This window comes from Dactylosporangium sp. NPDC051485, assembly GCF_040682015.1.
In the GTDB taxonomy this organism is placed as follows: domain Bacteria; phylum Actinomycetota; class Actinomycetes; order Mycobacteriales; family Micromonosporaceae; genus Dactylosporangium.
The window spans coordinates 21,406-35,566 of record NZ_JBFAZW010000075.1; the positions used below are offsets into that span (position 1 = coordinate 21,406).

A 14,161-nucleotide genomic window follows, 5' to 3' on the forward strand; every position below is an offset into this window, starting at 1 on the left:
TGCCATTTATCTCCTACTGTCCGTAGGAGATGGCCTTGTGCTCGATGGAGACAGTGCGTAAGGTCTGCTGCGGCCGGGCACCTGGCGTCGATCAACTCCGATCGACGCGGTCGCCCGGTGCCGACCCGGCGACCCTCGGGCGCGCAATCCGCGGCACAGCGCAGTTGCGGCCCGAACCCGCCAGGCGGCCGTAGCGAAGAAGGAGTCCGCCGCACGTGCCGCCACGCCGCCCGCACTGCGTCCCGACCACCAACCTCCCCGCACGCGCCGCGATCGCGGTGCTCACCGCGGTCGCGGTGCTGCTGGCCGGCACCGGGGCGGCGCAGGCCGAGCCGACCCCGGCGGAGCTGGAAGCCCAGATCGACGAGATGTGGAACCAGCTCGAGCCCACCATCGAGCAGTACAACCGGGTGCACACCCAGCTCAAAGACAACCAGGCCAGGGCCGCGGCTCTGCAGCAGCAGTTGCAGCCGTTGCAGGCGCAGGTCGACGCGGCGATGGGCAAGATCAGCGATATCGCGGTCCGGCAGTACAAGATCGGCCGGGTCACGACCATGCAGGTGCTGCTCGGCGGCGGCACTCCGACCGACATGCTGGATCAGCTCGCGGTCATCAACGCGATCGCCCGCAACGAACGCGCCGAGATCCAGAGCGTGGCCGCCGCCCGGGACAAGCTCGCCGGCGACAAGCAGGCACTGGACGCGCTCATCGCCCAGGAGGCGACGCAGGACGCCGACCTGGCGGCGAAGAAGACCCAGATCGAGGGCAAGCTCGCCGAGTTGCAGAAGCTACGCCAGCAGGTGTACGGCAGCAGCGGCGCCACCGGCACCCTCAAGCCCGTTGCCTGCCCGGTCGAGTACCTCGGCGGGCCCGGCGGCACCGCGGCAAAGAAGGCGTGCGAGCTCATCGGCAAGCCCTACATCTGGGGCGCGGCCGGCCCCAAGGGCTATGACTGCTCCGGGTTGACCCTGGCCGCATGGGCCACCGCCGGGGTGACGCTGCGGCACTACACCAAGTGGCAGTGGGACGACGCCAAGCCGGTCTCCAAGGCCGACCTGCGTCCCGGGGACCTGGTGTTCTTCTACAGCGACCTGCACCACATGGGCATGTACGTCGGCGGCGGCTGGATGGTCCACGCACCCACCACGGGCGACTACGTCCGCATGGCCAAACTCGATGGCCGGCCCATCACCGGCTACCGCCGCCCCGGCTGACACCCCGCCGGTGCTGCTCACCGGCGACAAGGTCGACCGGGTCCGCGCCATCCAGCGCGAGAACCAGCGGGTCACGGTCCTCGGTGACGGCGTCGACGACGCCCCCGCCCTGGCCACCGCCGACGCGGTCCTCGTCCGCAACGACCTGGCAGCCCTGCCCGCCACCTATCTGTCGATGGGGCACGCCCGGTCAGGACGCCAAGTCTGCGCCGGCCAGGGCGTGCAACTCGTCGGGGTGGTTCGGTAGCCCGTTACGGCCGAGGACCCCGGACAGGTTGACGTCGAACGTCCACACGTTGGCACTCTCGGCGATGGCGCGGATGACGGTGCGCTGTGGGTCGGTGAGGGGGTCGCCCTCCTGGTACGCCGCGGTGGGAAAGACGATGTCCAGCAGCGCGTTGGCGACAGACACGGCATCAACGGCGTTGACCTGGTCGAGGACCGCGCACAGTTCGGTCAGCTGCGCGCCGGCCTGGTCGGCCGGGAGCAGGGCGAGGGCGGTGGTGACGTCGGTCAACGGTTCTTCGCCGAGGAACAGGCTGCCGTAGCCGGTCGGCACGAGGTCGCCGCGCAGCGCGTCAACGAGCACCCGCACACCGTCGGCGGCGGGAGTGTGGTGCTGGCGGACCCAGGTCAGCGCGGCGCAGAACCGCAGCAGTGGGTCGTCGCCGCGCAGGTGCGGTTGGAGGGCCTGCCGGGTCTGCGGGCCGCTGTCGTGCAGCGCCAGGCCGAGCAGGATCGCCGCCCGGATCTTGCGCTTCGGTTCGGTCGCGAGCCGGTCCCGTAACGCATCCGCGGCGGCCGCGCCCGGTGCGGCGGCGAGCAGCGTGACCGCGCGGCGCCGCAACCCGGCCCGCCGGTGGGCGGCGAGCCTCGTCCAGGTCGGTACCGCGTCGGCGAGGCTGGTGAGCACCTCGTGGTAGGCGCATTCCGCACCGTGGTTTGTCGCGTCGCCGGGCAGGCTGGCGTGGATGCGTTTGAGGCGGTGTACGGCGGCGGGTGAGCCGTCCCGGGTGGCGATACCCATCAGCAGGTCCAGCAGCCGCTTCCGGTCGTCGTCGGTGGCGACCCGGTCGACCAATGCGGTCATGTACCGAAACGCCGGGCCCGTGGCCTCGGCGACCGTGTGCTGGTGCCACAGCAGGTTCGACAGCACGGCCAGGGCCACGGAGAAGGCGTGCGGGTCCGCCACGGTCAGTCCCTTGAGCAGGAACGGCAGGTGGCTCCCGCGGCCGTGGAACGTGTCGAGGTCGTCCCACGCCACCGCGTCCGCGCCGGCGAGCTCGGGCGGTGCCGGCGCCGCGTGCCAGGCGCGCAGGGCATGGGCGACACGGCCGAGGTTGGCGTTGTTCGCCAACCGGTCGAGGCCCTCGAACGACACGTCGCCGAGGTCGGTGCCGCCGGGGCCGAACAGCCGCCACTGCCCTACCGGCCCGCCGCCGGTGCCGGGCTCCACCGGCCCCTCGGCGATGACCGCGCCGGTGGCGTCCAGGGCCCGCCACCAATCGACCGGTTGACCGTCGACGGTGGCGTCGGTCGGGGTGACCTCGGCGGTGCGGGTTCCTGACTCGTCGAACCAGCTCTCGACCACGAACGCATCGTCCCGCGTGGTCCGCTCCATGCGGGCGACACCGTTGTCGTGGAACCGCCGGAGCGTCTCAGTGCCGTCGGCGGCCCACTCCCGCTCGGAGTCGAGGCGGTGACGGTGGTCCCATGCGCGCTTCAGCTTCGTGCCGTCCGACCCGCGACGCTCCAATCTGACCAGTCCGCCACTGCTGAAGTAGCTGCGCCGTTCGGCCCGTCGTCCGTCGGCGAAGTCGGCCTCGACGTAGCTGTGTTCGTAGTGTGACGAATACCGGCTCTGCTCCCAGATTCGCCAGGTCCCGATCGCGGTACCGGTCCCCTCGTCGACGTCGCCGACGACGTATGCGCGTAGGCCCGCCACCCATATCGCGTCGCCGGGCGCGCCGGCCGGCGGCGGACCGGGCGGTTCATCCTCGACGGCCGGTTCCGCGGCGCTGGCCGGTTCCCGCCGCAGGAGCCGCAGCGCCAGCTCCGGCAGCTCCTCGTACGCGACGTACCGCGCCGCCCCCGGCGAACGGCCCAGACCGGCGGCCAGGCACAGCTCGACCGAGGCGGCGTCACCGTCCCGGGCCGCCTCGACGAGCGGCTTGTCCCCCCAGCGTCCGACCTCGTGGCCGGCCCGATTGTAGGCAATCATGTGCGGCGTCCCGTCGGCGTTCCAATGCCGGGCCACCCCGTGCAGCTCGCCGCCGCGCCGCCGCACCATCGCCCAGAGCCCGTTCGGGTAGAGGTTGGCGATCTCCGGCACCCCGGCCGGTCGGGGCGGCATCGGTTCACCGGCAATGGTCAGCTCGCCGCCGTCCGCCGCGTAGCAGCGGGTCCGTACCAACACGTCCCCGTCGTAGTCGTTGCGAATGCTCCGGATCGCCGCCGCGCACCCGTCGAACGAGAACGGATCACGGCTCGGGTTGTCCGTCCGATACCCGTGCGCGAACACCACCACGTCATCGGCGTACTCGCAGGACACCGCCGGCGAACCGTCGTCGTGGAACCGCCGGTACGCCCCGCGACGCTTGCCGGCCCGCCACTCGCTCTCCTCCAGCAACGACCCGTCCGGCCGCCACACCCGCCATGTGCCGGAGCGTTCGCCACCATCCCACGACCCGGCCACCCACGCCGGCCACCGCGGACCCGACGGGTACACCTCCCACCCCTCGGCGAACTGCGCCTCCACCGGCACACCAGCAGGCCGATCCACGCCATAACCCCCACATCGCCGCCACGCGCCCGACGGCACGATCGCGGTCGCCAGCATAGGCAGCGCCCGCGACCGGCCGCCCGGCCGGCCGTTATCCAGGTTGCCGAACCGGCCCGTGCGGGCACCGGGGCGTGATCAACCGCTGAGGGAGAGCGGCACGTCCGGCCACGCGTCGATGCCGTAGCCGTCGTCGAGCAGCTCGAAGCCGTCCGGGACGTCGTGCACGAGACGCAGGTTGCGGTACACGCGCGTGGCGAGCAACCGCCACACCGCCCGGCTCAGCGACGGCGAATCCGCGCTCGGCGTCCCGTCCGGGCGCACCAGCTGCCGCTCGCCCGACGCCGTTCACTCCCGCCCGGCGGTGAGCATTTCCTCGACGAGGTCCGGGGGGATGCCGTGGGTGTCGTGCAGGTAGTGCAGGTCGTCGTCGGTGAGCGGTCCCCGCGCCACGAGCCGCTCGACGAGCGGCCTGCCCCGGCGCAGCAGCGCGGCGAACCGGCGCTCCTCGTACAGCAGCACGTCGAGCACGTAGCGCGGGTCCACAGTGAGGCCGTGATGCTCCACCGTGGACCCGATCGGCTCGACCGGCAGGTCCGCGAGGGTCCGGGACGGGTCGACCCGCCACAGGGTGCTCAGCGTCCGGCGGATCAGCCGGCGCAGGACGTAGCCCCGTCCGGTGTTCGACGGGTGTACGCCGTCGCCGATGACGACCACCGAGGCGCGGAGGTGGTCGTAGACCAGCCGCGACGGCGACCACAGCGACGACACGCTGCGCCGCCACGGCTCGAAGACGTCGATGTCGAACACCGTCGAGCGGCCCTGCAGCACCATCGCCATGCGCTCCAGCCCCATGCCGGTGTCGATGCCCGGTTGCCGCAGCGGGCCGAGCGTGCCGTCGGGATGGCGGCGGTAGCGCATCATCACGTGGTTCCACACCTCGCTCCAGCGCCGGTCGCTCGACGGTGTGCCGGTCGGCGGCCCGTCGCCGGTCCACACGAAGATCTCGGAGTCCGGGCCGCACGGGCCGCTCGGCCCGTTGGACCACCAGTTGTCGTCCTCGCCGAGGGCCTCGATCGGCACACCGAGGCGCTGCCAGGTCTCGCACGTGTCGCGATCGCCGTCGAGCACGGTGACGTGCAGGCGTCCGGCCGGGATCCCGAAGCCGTCGCGCAGCAGCTCGTAGCCCCACCGTAGGCTCTGCGTGCCGCCGTAGTCGCCGAGGGACCACGACCCGAGCATCTGGAACATGGTCAGGTGGGTGTCGTCGCCGATCTCGTCGAGGTCGGTGGTCCGCAGGCAGCGCTGCACGCCGGTGAGCCGCCGGCCCAGCGGGTGCGCCCGGCCCTCCAGGTATGGCGTGAGCGGATGCATCCCCGCGCTCGTGAACAGCACCGGATCGCCCGGCGGCGGAATCAGTGTGGCGTCGTCGAGCAGCGCGTGGCCGCGCTCCCGGTAGAAGTCGAGGAAGGTGCTCAGCACCTGCCGGGTCGACCAGGTCGAATCCATGTCGGGAACCCTTTCGGGACGGACCGGAAGCGCGGACCACGGCACACGAAAAGGCCGGCGGACCGTTTCCGGTCGCCGGCTGAAGCGGAGAGGAGATCAGGCCGCGGCGTCCGGCGAGCGGTAAGCTCGCGCGGCCGCGGCGACGGTACGCCTGATCGTCATGCCGCCACTGTAGCGCGGCCCCCGGCCCGGCTCACACGCATTTCGATCCGGGCTCGACGCGGCGGACGGCCCTGTCTCGATCATGGAGCGCACCGCGGATCCGTTGAAGGTCGCCCCCGGGTCGGCCGACCCGGCCCGTGGTCGAGGGTGCCGCGCAGCGTCCGCACGTCCGGCAGTCGACCCGGTCGTCCTGGTGGCCGGCCGGCTGCGCGGTGAACATCCGCGCAGACGCCGTCCGCGGTCATCAGCCCGTCGTGCGTGTTGCGCGACTCGTTCGTCGCCGGCGGCACCCGCCTGCGGGACTGCTTCAGCTCGGATGAGGTACCAGGTCGAGCGCGGCCTCGACGGCGACCTCTTCCATCCCGTACAGGAACGCCTCCGCGTCGCCGGGCGAGACGAAATGGGTGTCCATGAACAGGGTGATCTGCATGACGTCCTGGACGTCGTCGATGTGGACGAACAGCCGCTCGAAGGGATCATCCTGCCGGATCGTCCAGCGGAACGTGGTGGGGCTGTCGCCGAGCGCCTCGCGAATCTGTGCCGGCGTCGGTGTCGGGCCGCTCGAGCCTGCTCGCGTGGTGATGCGGCGGTCGTTGTAGAAGCAGCCGAGGTCGAAGTCCGGGCCCCGGTCCTGGGCCACGCTCGCGATCAGGTCGTCCAGGTGTACCGGATGGAAGTAGGCGTGCTTGTACGCCGCCATCACCGCCCGCCGGGTCCGCGTCAGTGCCTCCTGGAAGGGCACCCCCGCAACGTCCAGCGCGCACAGGCCGCTTTCGGCAACGGTGCACACCACGTCGGCGAGCCCAGGGCGGAATCGGTTGTTCACCGTAGGCCGGAACACCACCGGGTTGATCCCGGTCATCCGGTGCAGCGCCACCGCGTAGACGGCCATCAGCACCGGCGAGGCGTCCACACCGGCCCGGTCGGCGATCGCCTGCGTCGCCAGTTGCAGCGCCAGGGATCTGAACTCGCCCCGCCAATGGCGAGGCTGGCGCCGGTCGTCCGAGCCGGCGAACCGGCGCGCCGGGATGGTCCGCAGCAGCCGCTCCCAATAGCGCAGCGATGCCTCGTTCTGCCGGACACCGGCCGGCGAACGCTGCCACCGGGCCTGCTCCAGCGGCTGCATTCCCTTGACCGGCGCGGTTTCCCGGGAGTCGAGCTCGGCGATCATCAGCGCGGCGCCAGAACCGTCGGTGACCAGGTGACACATGATGATGACCATGTGCGTCGGCAGCCCGGCCCGCAGCACCACGCCCATGCGCAGCGGCCACTGCGTCACGAAGTCGTAGTCGGTCTCCTCGTACCGCCGCCGCATCGCCTCAGCGAGCTCCGCCGGGTCCTCGTCGCCCGCGTCGACGACCTCCAGGGCAGTCTCACCCGAGCTGGAAACCACTTGGGACGGCCGGCCGTCGGCATCGAAGCGCAGCCGGGTCCGCATCGACTGATAACGGCTCATCAGGTAGCGGAGGTTCTCCACGACGTCGGCGAGGCCGGTGCCGGCCGGCAGCGCCACCGCACCGCCCATGGGCAGCCAGGAGTTCTGGCGCCGCATCGCCATCCACAGGTCCAGCTGGCCCCAGGACAGGTCGTCAACGCCGGAACCCTCACCCTCAAAGGCGACCATGATCTGTTCTGCCATGCCACCGGCCCTTCCCTGATGCCACGAAGTACATCGATCACCCGAGCGGCATAGTACAGAGTCTTAACAGATACGCGGAACGGCGTCGCGGCGAATTCGGGCGGGTCGGCAAGATAGCGCGAACGCTCTGCACAGAAATGGACGGCTGGCCCCGCCCGTACCGCAAATGGGACGTCATGTCCCATTCGGCACTGATCTTGGTAAATGTTCACCAAGATCCTGACCCGAGCCGGGTCAGTGCAACCCGTGGCGGCGCAGGACCCAGTCGCCGATCACGACGACCAGCAGCAGCGCCGCGCCGACGCTCAGAAAGACCGTGGCGATGCTGTTCTCGTTGTCGTTGCCGAAGATTAGTGCGACCAGGACCAGCGCGATGACGGTCGCGCCGAGGCGGGCGGCACGCGGATGTCCCGGCTTGCGCTGGTCCGGGGAGGTCACGGGCTCGTAGTCGGGCATGGCGCCTCCTTTGCCGCAATGGCCGTACAGCCCAAGCATGGCACGCCGGTCGCTCGCCTCGCCGCCGCTGGAACCATCACGTGCGGCCGCCGGCCACGCGGACGCGCCGCGGCCGGCTTGCGGCCGGGTCGAGCACGCTACCGCTGCGATGGCGGGCCGAAGTCGACCCGCACCTCCTCGAAGTTCTTGAAGCGCTCGGCGGTGGCGTACATGGTGTAGAGCTGCCGGTCGGCCTCGGTCAGCTCGACGCTGTCGGCGAACGGCGCGAGCAGGGCCCGGGGCCACAGCCGGCGGTCCGCGACAATGTTGATCTCGGCGGCCAGCATGACCACGAACGACTGGAGATAGATCCAGGCGAATGCAGCGAGCACGAGTCCGAAGGCGCCGTAGAGCGCGCTGGCGCGTTGCAGCCAGCCGGCGAGCAACTGGGCGCCTTCGGTCTGCAATATCGCCCACGAGGCGGCGGCGACCGAAGCTCCGATGATGACCTGGCGGGTGCGCAGCTTCGTGGCCGTCAGCAGCCGCATCGCCGCGGTGAACAGTGCGGCGTTGATGGCGAACGGCAGCAGGTAGCCGAACACCCAGAAGCCGGACGCGAACCGTCCGACGAACGCATTGGCGAACGCCACGAACGTCCCGGCCACGGCCGACAGCAACACCGCGCTACCCAGCAACAGCAGCAGCCCGAGACTGCGAAACCGGGACCGCACCGGATTGGGCTGATCGGTGCGCGGGATGCCGTAGATCTTGTTGAAGCCGGCCTGCGCGGCCTGCATCGCGCCGAGCCCGCCGTAGAGCGCGCCCAGCGCGCTGAGCACCAGGCGCGTGCCGCTGCCGCGCAGCCCGCTGACGTTCTCCCGCAGCTGTGGCCCGATGATCGGCAGGTCCTCCACCGCGGTCTGCACGAGTTGCTCACGCAGGCCCGGATAGGCCTCCAGGAAGAAGCCGAGCCCGCTGAGGAACAGCAGCACCAGTGGGAACAGTGAGACGAAGCCGTAGTAGGCCACCATCGCGGCAAGGTGCGGGCCGCGGTCGTCGAAGAACTTGTAGCTCACCGCTATCGGGAACCCCAGCCAGGAGTGCCTGCGCTGGTAACGATCCAGCCATGCGACCACAGCCACCAGCTACCCGATCACCCAGGCGTCACGCTCGCCGGCACGACGGCACGGCCGCGGAGGGTGGGCGAAAACGGTCGACGGCCAGCGGCTGTGGCCTGAGCGTCGCCGCGCTACCGGGCCGATCGTGGCGCGGCCCGCCGGTCCGCCGACGTCAGCAACGCGGCCGCACCGAGGCCCAGCAGCGCCGTCACGCCACCGGTGATCTCATTCGTCCAGGCGATCCCCGCCGAGCTGACCGAGCGCTGAATGACGTACGGCGAGACGATGAGCCACCCCCCGATCGCGACCATCGACCAGGTCAGCCGGTACATCCGCGCCGGCGCCATCGTGAGCCCCAGCGCGATCGCGCCGATCATGGCTCCGAGGACCAGGTTGTTGACCGTCACGTTCGGCGCGTGCGCCCTGAAGCCCACCACCCACGGCGAGATGGCCAGCCAGCCACCGGCCAGCAACACCAGCCCGTCGATGACGACCGCCTGCCCGCTCGCGGCGACCCGCTCGTAGCGCTGCCGCACCTCGGCGATGTCCGGGTGTGCGGCGATGTCCTGGTACTGCGAAACCTGGGTCACGATCCGCCCCCTCCGTCGTCCTCAGCCGTTCACTACCCACCACCGCCGGGCCGGACCACGTTCGGTCGCATCTGCCGATCCCGGCACGGCGCGGCCGGCGGACCTGTCCGCGTCCGGTCCGGCGGTGCACCGTTGGAAGTGCACGTTGTTCCGCACGCTCGCCGACGGAGGTCGCCATGGATACCGACCGGTACCCGGTCGTCGTCGGGGCGGACGGCTCGCTGGCCGCTGCCGGCGCGGTCCGCTGGGCCGCCGACGAGGCCGCCCGGCTCGGCCGGCCGCTCCAGGTCACCCACGCCCTCGACGCCCCGGAGCCGCAACCGGACGACCGGGCCACCGGGCAGATCGCGCTGGACGCCGCCGCCGAGGCCCGCCACTGGCAGCCGGGGCTGCAGGTCACCCCCGTCACCCGGCCGGGCACCCCGGCCCGGGTCCTGCTCGAGGAGTCCCGGCAGGCCACGCAGATCGTCGTCGGCGGCCGCGGCACCGGCGGATTCCCGGCGCTGCTGCTGGGCTCGGTCAGCTTCCACCTCGCCGCCTACGCCGACTGCCCGGTGCTCGTCGTGCACCACGCCCAACGCTGGGCTCGCGCCGACTCACTGCTGCCGTCCCACGGCCCGATCGTGGTCGGCGCCGACGGCTCCGGCCCGGCGCACTTCGCGCTCCAGCTGGCCTTCCAGCAGGCCGCCGCCCGGCACCTGCCCCTGCTGGCCATCCGCGCCTACCACGAGCACGGGGGCGGCGCGGATCCGGCCGCGACGGCGTTCGACGAGCTCGGCGCCGAGGTGAACCCCTGGCAGGCGAAGTACCCGCACATCCGGGTCGAGCTGCGGGCGGCGCCCGGCAAGCCGGCCGAGGTGCTGCTCGCCGCGGCCCGCAACGCCGTCATGCTTGCGGTCGGGGCACGCGGCCAGGGCGGCTTCGCGCAGCTGCGCCTCGGCGGCACCGCCGGACAGGTCCTGCAGTACGCCGCCAGCCCGGTCCTGATCGCCCGGCCCTGACCGGCCGGCCCCGGCTACTTCCGTGCAGGACGCCCTGTACTCGTTGCCGGCGACGACCTGCAGCGAACCGGACGTGCAGGCCCGAACAGGTCCTCCGTTACCAGACGGGTAATCCACGCGGATGTCACTCCATCGGCATGATCGGCCCTTCGAACATGGGCTCCAGGAGGGGCCCCGCAATGGCAGCACGCAGTTTCACTCGCACCTGCGTTTGACACATCCGGCAATCCGCGCAAGTCTGGGCTGGTAGGGCGGACCGCCATCGCATCCGCGGTCCCGGAGTGGAAGGCCGGCTGCACAGCCGCGAAGCTGCGCCTCGTATCGCCACCACATCTGCTCGTATTGCTGCCAAATCCGGAGGAGCAACGTCGTCATGGTTTTGCTGACCGACAATGCAGTGATGGCCATCCAGAGCCTTGCCGCCCAGCCCGGGGCACCGGAGGGCGGCGGCCTGCGCATCGCCGCCGACGAAACCCGCGGGTCGCTGCGGCTGAGCCTGGCGTCCAGCCCGGCGCAGGGCGACGCGGTCGTGGAGGCGTCCGGCGCCCGCCTGTTCCTGGACCAGACGGCCACCGAGGTACTCAACGACAAGACGCTGGACGCCGGTGCCGACAACGAGGGGCAGATCGAGTTCACCGTAACGTAGCCGTCCGGCTGACCGGCGACGCCGCCGGTTCATTCCGCTCGAAGCTTCCTGAGGGCCGCCTCCTGCGGACCGTGGTCTTCGCGTCACGCAGACGTGTCGGATCGCTCAGCGGGCCCGCTCGTCCGGACAGGCGTGACGAGGCCGGTCTCGTACGCCAGGACGACAGCCTGGACTCTGTCCCGCAGGCTCAGCTTGCCCAGGATGTGCGCGACATGGGTCTTGACCGTGTGCTCCGAAACGAACAGGTCCACCGCGATGTCGGCGTTGGTGAGGCCCCGGGCGACGAGGGCGAGGACCTCCGTCTCCCGCGTGGTGAGGTCGGCCAGCCGTTGCGGCCTGACGGGCGGCGCCGACCGGTCGGCCCGGACGAAGTCGGCGATGAGCCGCCGGGTCACCGCTGGGGCCAGCAGACAGTCGCCTGCGGCGACGACCTGGACAGCTGTGACGAGTTCGGTCGCCGTGGCGTCCTTGAGGAGGAATCCGCTCGCGCCGGCCCGCAGCGCCTGGTAGACGTATCTGTCGAGGTGGAAGGTCGTCAGCACGAGCACTCGCGGCGGCTGTTCGGTTCCGTCGGCCGGATGCGGTTCCTCGAGCAGTCGCCGGGTCGCCTCGAGCCCGTCCAGCTTCGGCATCCGGATGTCCATGATCACCACGTCCGGCCCCTCGCCCCGCTCGCGTAGCTCCGCGATCGTCGCCAACGCATCCAGGCCGTCGCCGGCGGTCCCGACGACCGACAGGTCCGGCTGGGCGTCGAGCAGGTAGGTGAATCCCTCCCGCACCATGGCCTGATCGTCGGCGACGAACACCCGCGTCACCATAGTGCCGGCGCTCCGGTCCGGGCGGTGGTGACCGGCACCGCGGCGTCGACGGTGAACCCTCCGTCGGGTCGTGGCTCGACGGCCAGCTCGCCACGCACGACGGCCATCCGTTCCCGCATCCCCGCGAGGCCGAGCCCAGGTCCCGCCGCCGACCGGACGGGCCGGGGCGGCGGCGAGTTCTCGACCCTTATCCGCACCCGGTCCACCGCATACCACAGTTCGACCCGCACCGGCGCGCCCGGCGAGTGCCGCCGTGCGTTGCTCAGGGCCTCCTGCGCCACCCGATACAGGACCAGGCCAACGGTGGGCGGCACCGGGCGGGGGTGCCCGTGCACCGTGAGTGTCGCGGGCCCGCCGACGGCGCGTACGTCGGCCACCAGGGCCTCGACGTCGTTGAGGCCCGGCTGCGGGGCCAAGTCGTCGGACTCGGCCTCGTCACGCCGCAGTACACCGAGGAGCTGCCGGGTTTCGTTGAGGGCCTGCCGGGTCGCGTCGCCCATCGCGGCGAGCTCCGCCCGTACCGGATCATCCTTCGGCGCGGACCGGAGCGCGGCGAGCCGGTACGGCGCGGTCTCGGTCCGCACCGCGATGAGGGACAGGTGGTGGGCGACGATGTCATGTAGCTCACCGACGATGCGGGCCCGCTCCTCCAGCACGGCCCGGCGGGTCTGCTCCTCGGCCACGGACCGGTTCACCACGTCGAGTTGCTGCTCCATCCGGTCCTGCCGGCCGAGGCCCAGGCCGGCCAGTGTAGCGGCGCCCACCGCCAGGATCCCCGACACCGCGGCCCCGGACAGCGGCCCCGCGCCGACCACCAGCCCGGCCGGGACGACGAGCAGGAGGCTGACCCCGGCGACGGCCGTCGCGCCGGGCTGGGGACAGCGCGCGACCGTCATCATGACGACCGGGAGGTACAGCAGCATCCCGGGCGTCCAGGGCGTGCCGAGCTGGTATCTCTGGCCCCCGTCGGTGAGTATCGCAGCGACGACCAGCGTCAGCAGGGTGCCGACGACGGCGAGCCGCCAGGCCGTGAACGGCCAGCGCCGCATGAGGAACACCGGAGTCATGTGCAGCAGGACGACGACCGCGACTACCGGGCCTGCGTGGTCGTGCAGGTACCCGTTACTGACCTCGCCCGCGAACAGCGCCGCCACGGCCACCGCGAGCAGCGTCCGCTGGGCGTAGCGCCGCCCAGCGGTCCCCCAGCCGGACGGCGGGAGGTCCCGGTCCCGGCCCGTGATCAGCACGTGGCACAACGCAGACCAGACCCGACCCGGGAGTCTGCCGATGCCGCGCCCGCCGGCCGTACTGTCCATGCCGGGCAGGCTAGCCCGGCAAAGATCCGGTGCGCATCGTGAAGTTCCCCGGAGAACTTGAGGGCCAGACCTTAGGGGAAGCGGCGGCCCTCCGCTATCGCTCCGCAGACCTACCGACGATCGGCCGCGAGGACGAGGCAGGCAATCGTTCGGCGCGCTGAGGCGGATGACGGCTCACGATGTCCAGGCTTTCGCGCATGGAAAATGCAGACCCGACATCCCCGAGCCGGCTCGCCCGGCCGCTCGCCGGCGCCGGTTCGCTGTGGATCGCGTGCGCCGTCGCCATCGCGCTCGCCAGCGAACTCGGCCGGCCGAGCGGCATCGACCTGATCCACCCGACCTTCAGTGAACTCATGTTCACGACGCTGGGCGCGCGTTTGGTCGGCATCAGCATGGTCATGCTGTCCTTCGCATCGATCTGCATCATCTTCGCGCTGATCGACTGCCAGGCACCGGCCGGCCGGCTCGGGCGGATGCTGATCGGCGTCTGGAGCGTCGCGCTGGTGGTGGCCGCGATCTTCCCGCCGACGCCGGTGGGGACGCCGCCGATCTGGTACGACACACTGCACCGCTACGCCGCGCTGGTCGGCTTCGTCTGCCTCCCGCTGGCCGGCATCCTGCTGGCCCGCCGCTTCCGGACGCATGCGCGGTGGTGCCGGACGGCGACCGCCGTGCGAGCGTGCTCCACCGCGAGCCTGCTGGGCATCGCCGCGTTCGTCAGCACCTTCGTCCCCACCGGTCAGCCCGTGTGGCTGCTCGGGGCACGGCAGTACAGCGGCATCACCGAACGCCTGCCGCTGACCAGCAACATCGCGTTGCTCGCCACGCTGGCGGCGGCGGTCTTCTCGGCGTCGCGGCGCCGTCAGCCAGCGTCGATGCGGGGATGAACGCGCGGCCGGAGGTCGCCGCCGCTGTGCCAGCGCGACCCGTTGCT

At 71.4% G+C, this 14,161-nt stretch carries 14 protein-coding genes; 5 read left to right on the plus strand and 9 right to left on the minus strand.

The genetic code is table 11. The features are described 5' to 3' along the window. Positions 1–215: 215 nt before the first annotated feature. Positions 216–1,214, plus strand: coding sequence for a C40 family peptidase (locus AB0M46_RS34395; protein WP_363342992.1), 999 nt, complete (start codon positions 216–218; stop codon positions 1,212–1,214). A 10-nt stretch (positions 1,215–1,224) separates the two neighbouring features. Beyond that, positions 1,225–1,461, plus strand: coding sequence for a hypothetical protein (locus tag AB0M46_RS34400; protein WP_363342994.1), 237 nt, complete (start codon positions 1,225–1,227; stop codon positions 1,459–1,461). Here AB0M46_RS34400 and AB0M46_RS34405 read toward each other — a convergent pair. The 7 genes from AB0M46_RS34405 to AB0M46_RS34435 form a co-directional block, all read right to left on the minus strand. Beyond that, positions 1,405–3,996 (minus strand): hypothetical protein, encoded by a 2,592-nt coding sequence (locus tag AB0M46_RS34405; protein WP_363342996.1) that lies wholly within the window; start codon positions 3,994–3,996, stop codon positions 1,405–1,407. The two genes, AB0M46_RS34400 and AB0M46_RS34405, sit on opposite strands and share 57 nt — an antisense overlap. Positions 3,997–4,131: 135 nt before the next feature. Continuing rightward, a complete protein-coding gene (locus AB0M46_RS34410) occupies positions 4,132–4,257 on the minus strand; it encodes a hypothetical protein (RefSeq protein ID WP_363342998.1) in 126 nt (41 codons plus the stop codon). An 84-nt stretch (positions 4,258–4,341) separates the two neighbouring features. Then, positions 4,342–5,502: an alanine--tRNA ligase-related protein gene (locus AB0M46_RS34415; RefSeq protein ID WP_363343000.1), complete on the minus strand. Its 1,161-nt coding sequence runs from the start codon at positions 5,500–5,502 to the stop codon at positions 4,342–4,344. 469 nt (positions 5,503–5,971) lie between these two features. After that, a complete protein-coding gene (locus AB0M46_RS34420; protein WP_363343002.1) occupies positions 5,972–7,303 on the minus strand; it encodes a condensation domain-containing protein in 1,332 nt (443 codons plus the stop codon). A 234-nt stretch (positions 7,304–7,537) separates the two neighbouring features. Further along, complete coding sequence (locus AB0M46_RS34425; protein WP_363343004.1) at positions 7,538–7,759, minus strand: hypothetical protein; 222 nt, start codon at positions 7,757–7,759, stop codon at positions 7,538–7,540. A gap of 137 nt (positions 7,760–7,896) precedes the next feature. Further along, positions 7,897–8,880: a YihY/virulence factor BrkB family protein gene (locus AB0M46_RS34430; protein ID WP_363343006.1), complete on the minus strand. Its 984-nt coding sequence runs from the start codon at positions 8,878–8,880 to the stop codon at positions 7,897–7,899. Between the two features lie 107 nt (positions 8,881–8,987). After that, the gene (locus tag AB0M46_RS34435; protein WP_363343008.1) at positions 8,988–9,446 is read right to left on the minus strand and encodes an SPW repeat protein; all 459 of its coding nucleotides are present in this window, start codon (positions 9,444–9,446) and stop codon (positions 8,988–8,990) included. 176 nt (positions 9,447–9,622) lie between these two features. Between AB0M46_RS34435 and AB0M46_RS34440 the strand changes: the two genes are divergently transcribed. Together AB0M46_RS34440 and AB0M46_RS34445 are read left to right on the plus strand one after the other, a co-directional pair. Beyond that, positions 9,623–10,447 carry a universal stress protein gene (locus AB0M46_RS34440; RefSeq protein ID WP_363343010.1) on the plus strand — a complete coding sequence of 275 codons (825 nt, stop codon included), beginning with the start codon at positions 9,623–9,625 and terminating at the stop codon, positions 10,445–10,447. A 373-nt stretch (positions 10,448–10,820) separates the two neighbouring features. Beyond that, positions 10,821–11,093: an adhesin gene (locus AB0M46_RS34445; protein WP_363343012.1), complete on the plus strand. Its 273-nt coding sequence runs from the start codon at positions 10,821–10,823 to the stop codon at positions 11,091–11,093. A gap of 83 nt (positions 11,094–11,176) precedes the next feature. Here the strand turns inward: AB0M46_RS34445 and AB0M46_RS34450 are convergent, their stop codons facing one another. Both AB0M46_RS34450 and AB0M46_RS34455 read right to left on the minus strand, forming a co-directional pair. Then, the gene (locus AB0M46_RS34450) at positions 11,177–11,908 is read right to left on the minus strand and encodes a response regulator transcription factor (protein WP_363343048.1); all 732 of its coding nucleotides are present in this window, start codon (positions 11,906–11,908) and stop codon (positions 11,177–11,179) included. Then, on the minus strand, positions 11,905–13,227 hold the full coding sequence (locus AB0M46_RS34455) for a histidine kinase (protein WP_363343014.1): 1,323 nt from the start codon (positions 13,225–13,227) through the stop codon (positions 11,905–11,907). Before AB0M46_RS34455 ends, AB0M46_RS34450 begins: the two co-directional genes overlap by 4 nt. Positions 13,228–13,424: 197 nt before the next feature. On the opposite strand from AB0M46_RS34455, the gene AB0M46_RS34460 reads away from it, so the two are divergent. Beyond that, positions 13,425–14,114 (plus strand): DUF998 domain-containing protein, encoded by a 690-nt coding sequence (locus AB0M46_RS34460; protein ID WP_363343016.1) that lies wholly within the window; start codon positions 13,425–13,427, stop codon positions 14,112–14,114. The last annotated feature ends 47 nt before the right edge of the window (positions 14,115–14,161 follow it).

Bases quoted from the DNA above. Each gene is read 5' to 3' on its own strand.
- AB0M46_RS34420 (WP_363343002.1), bottom strand. From the start codon at position 7,303: ATGGCAGAACAGATCATGGTCGCCTTTGAGGGTGAGGGTTCCGGCGTT.
- AB0M46_RS34440 (WP_363343010.1), top strand. From the start codon at position 9,623: ATGGATACCGACCGGTACCCGGTCGTCGTCGGGGCGGACGGCTCGCTG.
- AB0M46_RS34425 (WP_363343004.1), bottom strand. From the start codon at position 7,759: ATGCCCGACTACGAGCCCGTGACCTCCCCGGACCAGCGCAAGCCGGGA.
- AB0M46_RS34415 (WP_363343000.1), bottom strand. From the start codon at position 5,502: ATGGATTCGACCTGGTCGACCCGGCAGGTGCTGAGCACCTTCCTCGAC.
- AB0M46_RS34445 (WP_363343012.1), top strand. From the start codon at position 10,821: ATGGTTTTGCTGACCGACAATGCAGTGATGGCCATCCAGAGCCTTGCC.
- AB0M46_RS34460 (WP_363343016.1), top strand. From the start codon at position 13,425: ATGGAAAATGCAGACCCGACATCCCCGAGCCGGCTCGCCCGGCCGCTC.
- AB0M46_RS34455 (WP_363343014.1), bottom strand. From the start codon at position 13,227: ATGGACAGTACGGCCGGCGGGCGCGGCATCGGCAGACTCCCGGGTCGG.